Here is a 13,207-nt window from a genome sequence, read left to right on the forward strand (position 1 = left end):
GCGGCGCATGCGTCAAGAAGTCGTCCATTAGGCAGTCTTCAGATCATGAGATAACCTCTGTGCGGAAGCTAACGCCGAATCTATGAACGTGGTTGCACGCCTCCCGCCATAGTCCAGCGCTTCACGCAGACATGAACGCCACCGGCTCCTGGAAGCTTGCGATGGTGTCTGCCCGCAGCGCCTCCGTTTGAATGGACCATCCCACTGTGCAACGGCGTTCTGCTCCGTTAAACGACGCACTCTCGACTTCGGCCACCGTGAGCAAAATGCCGAATCCGCATACGGCAAACAGAAGCAAAGCGGGTCAGCATAGTCTTCCTCTCTTGTGCACCAGTTGTAGAAACGCTGCCGAAACGGCCATTCCCGAAGCGCACATTGGCGCAGCGAGGAGCTCTCGCGCCTCACCTCCTTGGCGTCCCTGTCGTAGCGCATGCCCTGAAACGTGGCCTGCCTTAGCTCACTCGCGCGCGCCCACTCGGGAAACGCCACCTCCGCGACCACCATATGGGTCGTCTGCGGGCTCGCGCGACGGCGGACGCGTCTCGGAAAGTCCAGGCGCCGGTGATCAGCAGCCTTTAACTGCATGAGTGAGGCGACAACTAGCTTGACGCTTCGTGTTGCCTCACGAAGGAATGTTACTCGGCGGATTGTTGTCGTTTTCGCTTTCTTTTTTTTCTTCTTTCGTGGTTTGCCGGGCGCGGAGCGCGCTGCCCCCGGCGACTTTCAACTTTTGCGCAACTTACACTTCGGCTGGCGCATCAGCGGACTTTCGCAGGCCGCCCAGAATAAGTTCTTTTACGCGCTCTGCGCGCCACGCCTTGACCCGACGCTGTAGCGTTCTTAGTTGTGCCTGACTTGCGTACGCTTCTGGAAACATCGCGGCCAACCGATCCATCAATACGTTGGCCGGCACCGAGGGCTCTGCAATCAGCCATCCTTCGATTAGCGGCCACGCGTCGGCGAACGGATCCACCCGACTTCTCCACCAGTGCTTTGCCTTGGGTTGTTTTCGGTGCGTTGGACGTGCCTCACCTTCCTTCCATGCGGAAGAAAGGCCTGCGAGGAAGACGGCGACGTCTGAGTCGCCCGCCGGCGCGGCTTCAGCACGCACGCCGTGGGCCGCGAACTCGCTCAATGTTTGCTGTGCCGTTCGCATCTCCTGCAGCAGCCGCACAGGATCAAGGCCTTTGAACTGTGCCTTCAGCTTTTCCTTGATAGCGGGTTCAACGCTGTCGTGTGCCAGAAGCCGATCGCACGGCGTCGCCGGCGCTAGATAGACCTTGTGTACGCGCGCACCGTCACGCGTCTTGGACTTCAGCTTGAACGAAGGCTGGAAGAAGTTGATGTATAGCCGTGATGACGCGTACAGCTGCGCCAGCGCGTTCCTGGCATCGACACCGCTCAGCCGGCCATAACCGACCAGCCGCCGCACGACGGCGCCGTTCTTCTGCTCCACCCAGGCCTGATCGTTCTTCTTGTAGGCCCTCGAGCGCGTCTGCACAAGACCGCGGCCCTTGCAGTAGTCGAGGACGCTTTGGTTCATGAACGCACTGTCATTATCCGAGTCCACTCCAAGCATCGCGAATGGCAGATCGGCAGCCGCTTTCTCAAATCCTTCAATCACCAACATCTGGTTACGTACCCGCATGGCCACACATTCTGTCCAGCCGCTGGCGATATCAGTCAGCGTGAGGGTGTGGACGAACTCACCGTCTATCTTCGAACCGCCGCAGTGTTCGACCATGTCGATCTCGAAGAAGCCCGGTGGTGGATCGCGCCAGTCGGCGAAGGTACGCACTGGAATGCTGCGCCGGATGGCCGAGCCCACCCCCGTGCGCCGTTTGCGCTGCCCATCAATGTGCGCACGCGCATTGGCCAGCATGCGATCGATGGTCGCCGCGCTGACCTGAAGGAGTTTGGCCTTGACGACCGGATCCAGGTCGAGATGACCATGCCGCTCCATGGCATCAACCAGCTTCGGGATCAACGCCTTCAGTCGCTTGCCGCAAACCCTGTCGGCTGCTTCCCAGAGCACCGTCAGCGCCTGGCGTACCGCTTCGTCGTATAGCCGGTTGCGCTCGCGTGTCCCCTTTGCCGCGCCGGGTTCTTCCCGTAGCAGCCGAATGGCGTGCTTGCGGTGATACCCGGTCAGAGCCACGAACTCATCGAGAATCCTGATCCGGTCACCGAACGTCGCGCTGCCATACCGCAATTGCAATGCTGCCACCAACTCCTTGCGTGTCGTCATGCTGATTTGCCTCGTCACCTCGTGCCGCTCCCGCCGGACAATCCGACGGGTAGCAAACTACGTGAGGCAACAGGTCAGCGCGAGTTGCAATTCCGATGAGTCAATGCGCGCTTGACGCGCCGCAACGCGACGAACACGATCGGCGCTCGAATGTCCGTTGCCAAGACGCAGCCGTTCGCGCAGCCGACGTTCGAATGTCCGCTGGAATGCGAGGACCAATGACTGCATATGTCCGACAGTATGGGTTCAGTATCCAACCGCGTAAGCCGACGGTCGGATGCACTCGGTCGGGCAGTGGCTGCCTTGCGGCCTCGTAGCCCACCGAGTGCATCCGGCCATGTTGCGTCATTCGCGCGCACCGTTTCCGAGCGGCGAATCTCAAAGATTTAGCCAGCGAAATGGCGCTCTAAAAAGTCTGTAGTTGCTAGATCACTTTCTATAGGCCGGAATACCGGGTAGCAATTACCGCGATGAGAAGAAAACTTATCTTAGGAAACCGATCTTCTGGCATGTTTTCACATACCACAAAGGCTATGCATCCCGTTGAAAATGTCGGCGCAGCGCCGCCAGGGTTCTGTCGCGCTAAGCGGGTGGGATAGAATTGGGAGGCCAGAAATTAGCGAATGTATAGAGATGACGAGTCCAACGAAGACGCCGCGCAAGACACTGCCTTCGGGCCTGGCCAGGGTGCTCAAGCGCCCTGCATTATCCACTGGACGTGATTTTGCTGTGCGTACGGTGGTACGTGGTGTATTCGCTGAGCCTGCGTAATCTCGAAGAAATGATGGCGGAACGCGGTTTCGAGGTGGATCGTCCGACGGTGCACCGATGGGTGATCAAGCTCGTTCCCGTGTTCGAGAAGGCGTTTCACAAGCACAAGCGGCCGGTAGGCATGAGCTGGTGCGTTGATGAGACCTATGTCAAGGTCAGGGGCGACGCTTGAGGCGATCAACGCCGAACGCGAGAGCCCGATCAAGATCCGCCAGCCAAAGTATCTGAACAACATTGTCGAGCAGGACCACAGGGCCATCAAACGCATCATCAGGCCGATGCTGGGTTTCAAGGATTTCCGGTGTGCCCGCATCATCCTGTCCGGCATCGACGTGGTCCACATGATCAGGAAAGGGCAGGTGATAACGGCGGAAGGAACCCATCCGGGCGTCGCCGAGCAATTCTATTCCTTGGTTATCTAAGGTGTCCTTGTCATATCACCTTCCATCGTCATTCCCTCCGCAATGCGCCACGGGCGACCTTGTTGCGAATATCCCCATCCAGACGGGCACGCAGGATATGCAGTTCGGCCTCGCTCATGGTGCCCTTCAATCCGAGCAACAGCCGGTCGTTAAAGAGCCGTTGTATGTCCAGACGATGCTGACCACCGGGATATCGATGTGTTGGGAAGATATCGGTCGGCGTGCGCAGTATCGCAAGCGGGCCGACGATAAGGATCAGTACGGCGAGGACCACGAAGGTATATGGGCGGCGCAGCGCGAGCCGGACAATCCACATGACGGGTTCCTGAAATGAGGCCATGAAGGCACGGCGTTCCCGCGCTGTCAGAGCGCGTGACGCGGGCTTCTCGACTCAGGAGTGTGATGTTGGAGCCCTTACGGGGCGCGGTCGGGCTGGATTACCGTTCCGTTACCTGGGCGTTGATGCGAACGTGCGGTGACGTGACGTTTCACGAGGCAATGCCTGGATAACAAAAAGGTAATCTGCGGGTCAGTGCTCCGACAGGTGAAATGACGAGAATGGGAAGCGTGGTTGAGGCCACTCACTTCTTGCCACTACCCGGAGAGACATCATGAAACTGCTTACCGCGATTGCCGTTGCTGCACTTAGCTTGCCGTTCGGCGCAAACGCTTTTGCTCAAACCACGTCGTCGGGATTGACACGCGCTGAAGTCATTGCGCAGTTGAAGCAGGCACAGGCCGAAGGGCTGGTGCCGACGTCCAAAAGCGACTATCCGCCGACAGCCGCAGAGATCGCGCGCAATCGGGAAATCTATGCGATCCAGCATGGCACACACGGTACTGCTGAAATTCACACGGCGGGCACGCCGGCGGCGCACCCGGCGTCGGAATAAAGTTGAGAATGAGGTCGCCGGGTGCGAGCCCTCTTGATGCGCGAAAACCTCATGTGACCTCTTACGGCTGCTTCGGCAATTGCCTCTGCGTCACTAAAGTCGTTCTTGTTCGATTTGCGAAATGGTGCGGCAAACTGCGCCGGAGCGAGCCGTACTTCGTGACCGAGCATTTGCGGTTTGGTCGCCAGAAACTGCGTCCCGGCGCACGATTCCATCGCGATCAGGCAGTGCTCCTGCTGCACGACATAATCCAGAAGTGCCTCGCGGTAATCATCACGGCGGCAGTAGTAACGAGAGGAATGACGACAGCCCTGTAGTAGAAGCCTGGTCAATGACCGAGGTGCTTGTTGAAGAACTCGGTAATTTCACCAAACGCTTCTTTTGTCTCGGGTATGCGGTCATCCATTTGGTACTGCGCGTGCGACATGCCGTCAAAGACCTCGAGTTGTGCATCGATACCCGCCTCCCGAAGCTTCCGATGCACACGAATGGTGTTGCTGAGCAGCAGGTCCCGGGTTCCCGTGGTCAGGATAGCCGGCGGAAAACCGTGCATGTCTCCGTAGACAGGTGAGAGCAGTGGGTCTTTGAGATCATGGCCGTGCGCATAGACTACGGCCGCGGCATCGCAGAATCCATCGCGTGACACCAGGACGTTGTCGACCTTTTCATTGGTGTAGAACGAATCGCCAGTCTTCGTGAGGTCCGACATCGGCGTACCTGGCGCTATCGCGCCGGGCATTTGCAGGCCTTCCTGTTTCGCGCGCAGCATCAGCTCCAGCACCAAAGCACCACCCGCCGAGGTCCCAAAAACGCCCACGTTCTTCGCATCGTTCGCCCGCAGCACCGCCTTGTAGACCGTCTCGACATCGTCAAGCGCAGCGGGGAAGTAACCCTCAGGCGGCATCCGGTAGTCAACAGAAATCACCTTGTAATGCCCCAGGCCCGCCATGATGACGGCTTCGTTCGTGCCCGCCTCGCCCGGGTAAAGCTCATAGCAGCCGCCATGAATGTGAATTAGCACCTTGTCGTGGTGATCGGGCGGAATAACATCGGGCGTCACGACGTACACCCTCACACCGTTGATTGTATTGGGCAGCACCGTCACACCGAGGCGTTCCCGCATGGCCGGTTGGGTTTGCATGACCTTGGCAGCCTGCGCGTTGGCAGCCACTCTCCATTGCTCGCCCGTGGTCCACAATACATTCCATGCTGGGTTATAGGGCGCCGCGATGAGCTTTTGCAATTCGGGGCTAACATCTGCCGGCATTGGCAGGACCTTTGCGGGCACCTGCCGCGGGGCAAGCGCGTCGTCTCCGGCGAGCGCAACGCCCGAAACACCCACGAATGCAGCGCACGCGAGTACAAACAACTTGGTGAATTTCATGGATGACTTCCGTTTGCTTGCTTAAAGCGCGAGTTCATAAACGATCTCGAATGGTTTCAGGGCGCGAATCCGTCCGAATTCCTGATCGTCACCGACGCTCATGGTGTGATCTTTTTGTGCTCGATGTCCGCGTGGAAATATCACACCGTCAAGCCGCTTTCGTCAGCGTTGTGTTCGGCTCGGCGCGATCGGCACGGTCACCCCCAAAAAAAGCCCGCCGGAATGGGCGGGCCAACTGTTTCTCGGAGAACGCTTCTCGGTGACAGGGACTACCGGCAACGTTATCAAGCGTCTCGCGCTCGGATAACGCAGTTGAGGTAGCTTGTCACCCCTTCAATACTCGGCTCTCTCCCGGGGAAGCGAATGTTCCGCTCCCACGAATCGAGCCTCAACGATACAAATATCAGTCACCGCCGGTTGAGAAACACGCCTGCCTGCCGCACGCGAATCGCCGCAAGCCCGGCGTTCCTCAACCGTTCGATCAGGCCTTAGAAGCGGGTGCGCAGACCAGCGCCCACGACCACCTGATTCTTCGTTGCCGCAATCCCGCCGATATAGGAGCTTGCGCCTTCAAATGCAGTCAAGCTCGAATTACCCGGTGCCGCCGAGTTCAGACCGCCGCTCAGGTGTGACCAGTTGGCGACTGCGTACACGTCCGTGCGGTTCGACAGGGCGTAATCCGACAACAGGCTGAGCTGGTTCCACTTCGGCGATGCCGCGTTCCCAGTGTTGTCGAACTTGCCATCGGTGAAAGTGTAAGCTGCGCCCAAGGTCAATGCCGAGGTCAGGCTGTAATGCGCGTTCACTTCATAGTTCGTGAAATGAACATAAGCGGCGTTTGCAGCCGTCAACGTACCGCCGCCGGGGAAAGCGGTTGCGTTGTTCAGCTTGGTGTCCGTAATCACAAAACCAACTTTGGCCGGGCCGAACGCGTAGTTCAAGCCGCCACCGAAGGTACGCTGACGCCCTGCGGTGAAGTTCTGGTCACCGGTGCCGCTGCCGTTGGCGCTGTTATCAACTGCGCCACTGTTGTTGAGGCTGCTGATGTTGTTGTTGATCTGCGTGTAACCCAACGTCGCAAGAATCGGCCCGTTGTTGTACATGGCACCAAAACTGTACGCACGGTTGTTCGCGAAGCCGCCGGCCTGGTTCGAGAGGCCATACAAGGCGCCGACGGTCAGGCCATAGTAATTCGGGCTCTGGTATTTCACCGCGTTGTTGACGCGGAACGTTCCGAGCATGTTGTCGTTGTCCATCACGTGCGCGAAGGTATTGCCACCTGCGCCGTTGAAGTTTTCCATCGATACATGGCTGACCCAGTCGTACATGAATTCGTTCTGACGACCCATGGTCAGGGTGCCGAACTGGCTGCTCGACAGGCCGACATAGGCGCTTCGGCCGAATTCGCGGCCACCCTGGCCAAGCTTGCCGTTGCTCAGCGTGAAGCCGTTTTCCAGCACGAACAGTGCCTTCAGGCCACCACCCAGATCTTCGGCGCCTCTCAGGCCCCAACGATTGCTTTGCATCATGGCGTCGGTCAACTTGACATTGCTGTGACCGCCGGTGTTGTTGCTATAACTAATGCCTTCATCCAGCAGGCCGTACAGGGTCACGCTGCTTTGCGCATATGCTGCGGTCGTGCCGAGTGCAGCAAGCAGCGTGGCGGACAATGCTTTGTACTTCATCAAGACTCTCCATAACTGAGTACTCCTCGCAAACAGGGCAGCGTTTGCGGGAGACGAAAGTCTAGCCTTGTATACATGGTGAATTTCTTGAAATATGGACACTGTGTGTTTTATACAAATATGTCAAACATGTAATTTTCACGTCACGGAGCTAACACCAGGAGTGGTGTGTGTACGGCTTGATAAGTAGGATCTTCACGCGGCGAATTTGACGAGCCCCGTGATCGTCCTTAACCGGCTCGCCGTCCCTGAAGGCAATGCCTTTCAGCAACCGCTTGAACTTTCTGGTGAGCGCGCACCGTGAATTGAAAGATCGCGCCGCGAGGCTCGTTCGCGTTCGCCCACAATTGGCCGCCGTGTGCCTCGACGATCGAACGGCAGATCGACAGCCCCATGCCCAAACCGGTGGGCTTCGTTGTGTAGAACGAGGCGAAAACATGCTCGGGGGTGCTGTCCGGGGCAAAGCCCGGCCCCGAATCGCGCACGGTCACAAGTACGCAGTCAGCGTGGGCGTTTCCCGTGCTGATCAGTACTTCCCGCGCGCCATCGCTGACGTCGCTCATGGCCTCGATTGCGTTGATGACCAGGTTCAGGAGGACCTGTTGCAATTCGACACGGTCTCCTTCGATGAAGGGCAAGCCGTCTGCAAGTCGCGTCTTCACCGAGGCGCCGTGCTTCACGATTTCGCCACGGGTGAGCTCGATCACCTCGCGAATCGCCTCGTTGATATCCACCGTTTCCTTGCGTGGTGGCGCCTTCCTGATCAGTTGACGGATCCGTCCGATCACGTCCCCCGCGCGATTACCGTCGTTGACGATACGGCGGAGCGCCTGCCGCACCTCCTCGACGTCAGGCGGCTGGGCGTCCAGCCAGCGCAGCGCGGCTGCGGCGTTGGTGACCGTCGCGGCGATCGGCTGGTTGACCTCATGCGCGATTGAGGACGCGAGCTGGCCCATGGTGGCTACGCGGTTCGCATGCGCCAGTTCGGTCTGCACTTCACGATAGCGCCGCTCGCTCTCGCGGACTTTTCCCTCCGCCTGCTTGAGCTCGGTCAGATCGAGCACGAAAGCGACACCCGCGCTCCCGCCTTCCTCGAAGACCGCTGCCCCGGTCAGCACAGGCACACGCCTGCCGTCCTTGCGGAAATACTCTTTCTCGAACGGTTTTAGGGTCCCGGTATTCTTAAGTTCGGCCAGGGCATGTGCGGAGCGGTCGCGTGATTCCGGAGTTGTCAGCTCCGTCCACCGCACGCGACCCGCGACGAGATCTTCACGGTCGTATCCCACGATTCGTAGAAACGCGTCATTGGCCTCGAGAATTGCACCTTCATTGTTCCGGATCACGATCCCGATGATGTTGGCGTCGACCAAACGCCGGATCTTAGCCTCGCGCTCCGCGAGGTCGCGGTATAAGCGGGCATTTTCCAGCGCGATCGCCGCCTGCGAGGCGAGCAGCTTCAACACGGCGATGCGGGCCGGTGCGAAGACGTGGGTCATCAGATTGTTTTCGAGGTAAAGCGCGCCGGTTAGCCTGGCCTGATTCATCAGCGGCAGGCAGAGAATCGAACGGGCACGATGCTGATGGACGTAGGGGTCCGTCGCAAACGGGGGCTGGGCCGCGGCATCGTTGAGAATGACGCTCTCCCGGGTGCGTAGCACATGGTAGAGGACCGACTCCGGCAGCACCGCCGCAGTCACCGGCTTCTCGCGCAGCTGCACCTGGGTCGTGTCGCCGCCGGTCGTCGCCTCTGCTGCTATCCGTTGTTCGCCGCCGTCTGGAAGAATCAACAGACCCCGCTCGGCACCGGCCTGTTCAATCGCCGTGCGCATGAGCGTATCGATCAGCTTGTCGAGGACGATGTCGCCCGAGACGGCCTGCGATACCTTGATCACAGTCGTGAGATCGAGATGTTCGACTGGCGCGCCGATTGTGTTCGTCAGGCGCGGCGCGGGCTCTTCCACGCCAAGGTGCGGATACTTCTCCTCAAGTTGCCGCGCCTTCCCGTTGGCTCCCCAACGCAGGTAGCAGGAGTGAGCCTGCCGCAAATACAGGCGCCGAAACTGTTCGAAGCCGCGCGCGGCGTAAAAGCGCGCGGCCACTTCGTACGCGATCGCCTCGTTCTGGACGAAGCCATTGTCGCGCGCCGCGCGGATCGCCTGTTCGTAGAGGCGCATCGCGTCGACATCGCGGCCTTCAAGGCGAGCGATCTCCGCACCTACCAGCGCCGCGCGGTCCTCGAAATTCTCCGGACAGTTGTCCGCCCAGGCCCGGAGCTGGTGATGGTGCGCAACCACAACGTCCAGGTGCTGCTGTCGCTCGCCGGCCGGTTCGCGCTCGCAACAGGCGGCATGAGACAGCGCACAGTAAAAGCGATGATCCGCGGCTGTGAACAGCAGTCGCAAGATGCCCGGATGGACCTGTTCCGCTCTGGATGCCGCCTGGATGGCAGCGGCAAAGTTGCCAGCATGGAAGTGGGCCTGCAGCTTTCGGGTATGGTAAAGGCAATCGATCCACGCGAACTGCGGGTCACTTGCCAGACGCGTTTCGATCTGGACCTCGTCGAACTGTTCGTCATTGAAAGAGCCGAATGTCGACGTCAAGCCGCGCAGCATCCGGACCAGCCCGAGGTACGATGCGATGGGCTCGACGTGGTGCCCCAATTGCATCTTTTGTGCAAATGCGAGACCGCCCTCGGCTTCGCGTTGGACCTCGATGAGAGGCGTGCCCGCTGCGAGAAGATTGTCGATCAGGTAGAGACCCCTGTACCACCCCATGAACAGCAGATCGCCGCTCCTGCTCGCGATCTCGAACCCACGGCGCAGCACATCGCGTGCAGTCCCGACCTGCCTTGCGAATGGAATCAGGTGACTTCCCGCTGCCATATAGGTCCGGGCCTGAAAGCGCGTGAATCCGCGTCGCTCTGCCAGTTCGCAGCCGAGTTGTCCCATGCGATAGGCCGACTCGTGGTCGCCGAAGTGCGCGCTGGCGACGCAGCCAAACCATGCGTAGGTCGCACACGAAGCGTCGCTGTTGCCCCGCTCCAGGCTGAGATTGACCGCCCAGCACATGGCGAGGGGATAGAGGTTCTTTTCCGTATGGAATGCAGGCGACACGAGCTTGGTCAGGACCTCCATCGTTGCCAGAGATGCTGGATCGGCCATCAACGGCAGTTCGATCAGATCCTCGATGCTGCGGTGCCCGAGCTGGGACCAGAACCGCTCGTATTCGCGTCGCACGTCCTCCTCTGTCGGCTGCGGCGACCAGTCGACCCCCAAATGCCGGAGATAGTCGAGGCCAACGGCAACGGCGCGGCCGCTCTGACCAAGCGCCGTGTAGAGGTCCAGAAGCAGGCAGGCAACCGACGCACGCTCGATGGTCGTTGCAGCCCGAGGCGAAAGCGCGTTCAACCGGTCTTCTGCGACTGTCCGGGCACCGCTGAGGAACTCGCATTCGGCCCGGTTCAGCTCCAGCGCAAAGATCAGCTCGTGCCGGCGCTCCCAGCTATTCGTCGCCAACAGCGCCGCACCGGCATCGAGATAGGTGAGCGCCGAAGCGTAGGCGGTGGCCGCCTTGGCGCGCCTGCCCGCGGTCAGATTGAGTTCGGCGAGCTGGTCCCGCTCCTCTTGTTCGGTGATCAGCGCGGCGCCGCGGTTGAGCTGATTGACTATCTCGAAGATCGTCTCCTCCCGTTTCTCGGGGGGCGTCTGCGTCACCAGCAGCCTTCCGATCCGGAGATGGACTTCAGCCCGCAACGTTTCCGGGATCAGTGAATAAGCGGCCTCCTGCACCCGGTCGTGGATAAATCTGTAAGAGCCTTCCAGACGCTCGACCAGTTCCTGCTGCACCGCCGGCCATAGCGCCGCGTTAACCTGCATCTTCGAGGCGCCGAGAACGATTGAAAGCATCGCGCTCGCGGCCACGTTGCCAAGGCAGGCGAGCTGCTGCAACGCCTGCTGCGCTCCGACCGGCAGGCGGGTCAACCTGCCGGCCATGAGGTCCACCACATTCTCGGTATAACCCTTGGCGTGGATGCGATCGAAATCCCAGCACCAGCACGCCGCGTCATAGTCGAAGGTGAGTAGTGCCTCTTCGGCAAGCAAGTAAAGAAACTGAATCACGAAGAACGGATTGCCGGCGGTCTTCTCATGCACCAGCTGCGCGAGCGCCGCGGCATGCTTCGACTTGCAGTGAAGGGCATCCGCAATCAATTTCTCTATGTGCTCATGGACGAGCGGTGCGAGCCTGATTTCCGCGATCGTGGCGCCAGTGTTCCTGATGGCCCGAAGTTTGACCATCAGCGGATGCGTGGCATCGACTTCGTTGTCCCGGTAAGCGCCGATCAGCATCAGGTATCGCAGTTCCGAGCGGGTCAGCAGATCCTCGAGCAGGTCAAGCGTCGCCGCGTCGAGCCATTGCAGATCGTCGAGAAACAGCGCGAGCGGATGTTCCGGGCGGGCAAACACGCCGATGAAGCGCTGGAACACGAACTGGAATCGGCTTTGCGCCTGCTGCGGGTCGAGCTCCGGGACCGCGATCGGCTCACCGATGATGAGCTTCAGTTCGGGGATGAGATCGGTCATGAGCCGTGCATTCGGGCCCAGCGCCTCCAGAAACGCGCCGCGCCAGCTCGCCAGTTCGGTGTCGCTCTTGCCGAGAAGCGGCCTCACCAGACTTTGAAAAGCCTGCACCAGCGTCGAATAAGGAATGTCGCGTTTGTACTGGTCGAACTTGCCGGAGGCGAAGAGCCCCCGCGGCGGCACCAGCACTTTGTGCAGTTCATTGACGACCGAGGATTTGCCGATGCCGGAATAGCCGGAGACCAGCACCAGTTCGGGCGCGCCGCGTTTGACGACCCGATCGAACGCGGCAACCATGGTGTCGATCTCGCGCTCCCGTCCGTACAGCTTCTCGGGGATCAGCAGCCGGTCGGAGGTGTCGTGTTCGCCCAGCGGGAAGTCGTCGAGCTGGCCATCGCGCTCCCAACTGGTGAGGCAGCGTCGCAGATCCCGCTCGACGCCGACCGCGGTCTGATAGCGCTCCTCGGCGGTCTTGGCGAGCAGCTTCATGACGATCCGGGAGAGCGCAGCGGGGACCGTCTCCAACCGCTCGCCAGGCGGCACCGGCTTTCTGGCGATATGGCAGTGCACCCATTCCATCGGGTCGGCGGCCGTAAACGGCAGCTCGCCGGTGAGCATCTGATAGAGCGTGACGCCGAGCGAATAGAGGTCGCTGCGCGAATCGATCGAGCGATTCATCCGGCCGGTCTGCTCGGGCGCCATGTAGGCGAGGGTGCCGGCGATGGTCTCGGGAGGTTCGGGCGCCCGCCGTTCGCGCGGCAGCCGCGAGGCGAGGCCGAATCCCGTGAGCCGTACCCGTCCGTCCGCGCCGCTCACCAGGATATGGGCGGGCTTGAGATCCTTGTGGACAAGGCCGCGCTGGTGCAGCTTGCCCAGCGCCGCGGCGATGCCGACGGTGAGGCGCAACACGCTGCCCGCCTCCATGGGCGCGCCGAGCAGCCGCCCGAGCGGCTCACCGCCAGGATCCTCGAGCACGAGTAGCGTGCGGCCCGCTTCGCGAACCAGTTCCAATGGCCGCACCGCCCACGCGCCATCGAGTTCGTCTTTCAGTGCGAATTCATGAGCGAGACGATCGAGGCTCGCCGGCGGCGGAGGTTCGGCGGCAGGCCGCACCATCAGCACGTTGTCGCCGCCGACATCGCCCGGGCGCCGCCCTCTACAGAAGACGCGCTCGCCATCGTCCCACAAGATCTGGAGTCGGTTACTCATCGGGGCCGGAACCATGCA

General features: G+C 60.5%; 5 protein-coding genes and 2 pseudogenes. 2 read left to right on the top strand and 5 right to left on the bottom strand.

Annotated elements, in window-relative coordinates; all coding sequences use genetic code 11:
• Positions 1-739: 739 nt before the first annotated feature.
• Positions 740-2,248 carry an integrase catalytic domain-containing protein gene (locus tag OKW28_RS17015; RefSeq protein WP_429447466.1) on the bottom strand — a complete coding sequence of 503 codons (1,509 nt, stop codon included), beginning with the start codon at positions 2,246-2,248 and terminating at the stop codon, positions 740-742.
• A gap of 633 nt (positions 2,249-2,881) precedes the next feature.
• Between OKW28_RS17015 and OKW28_RS17020 the strand changes: the two are divergent.
• A pseudogene (locus tag OKW28_RS17020) lies at positions 2,882-3,441 on the top strand (IS6 family transposase).
• A 156-nt stretch (positions 3,442-3,597) separates the two neighbouring features.
• Here OKW28_RS17020 and OKW28_RS17025 read toward each other — a convergent pair.
• Positions 3,598-3,757: pseudogene (locus tag OKW28_RS17025) on the bottom strand (efflux RND transporter permease subunit); the annotation flags it as partial.
• 295 nt (positions 3,758-4,052) lie between these two features.
• Here OKW28_RS17025 and OKW28_RS17030 point away from each other — a divergent pair.
• Positions 4,053-4,334 carry a DUF4148 domain-containing protein gene (locus tag OKW28_RS17030; protein ID WP_429447468.1) on the top strand — a complete coding sequence of 94 codons (282 nt, stop codon included), beginning with the start codon at positions 4,053-4,055 and terminating at the stop codon, positions 4,332-4,334.
• A 328-nt stretch (positions 4,335-4,662) separates the two neighbouring features.
• Here OKW28_RS17030 and OKW28_RS17035 read toward each other — a convergent pair whose 3' ends face one another.
• The 3 genes from OKW28_RS17035 to OKW28_RS17045 form a co-directional block, all read right to left on the bottom strand.
• On the bottom strand, positions 4,663-5,718 hold the full coding sequence (locus OKW28_RS17035; protein ID WP_429447470.1) for an alpha/beta hydrolase: 1,056 nt from the start codon (positions 5,716-5,718) through the stop codon (positions 4,663-4,665).
• Positions 5,719-6,206: 488 nt separating this feature from the next.
• Positions 6,207-7,403 carry a porin gene (locus OKW28_RS17040; protein ID WP_429447472.1) on the bottom strand — a complete coding sequence of 399 codons (1,197 nt, stop codon included), beginning with the start codon at positions 7,401-7,403 and terminating at the stop codon, positions 6,207-6,209.
• A gap of 230 nt (positions 7,404-7,633) precedes the next feature.
• Complete coding sequence (locus OKW28_RS17045) at positions 7,634-13,189, bottom strand: trifunctional serine/threonine-protein kinase/ATP-binding protein/sensor histidine kinase (RefSeq protein WP_429447474.1); 5,556 nt, start codon at positions 13,187-13,189, stop codon at positions 7,634-7,636.
• Positions 13,190-13,207: the final 18 nt, after the last annotated feature.

The organism is Paraburkholderia sp. 40 (assembly GCF_050434105.1).
In the GTDB taxonomy this organism is placed as follows: domain Bacteria; phylum Pseudomonadota; class Gammaproteobacteria; order Burkholderiales; family Burkholderiaceae; genus Paraburkholderia; species Paraburkholderia tuberum.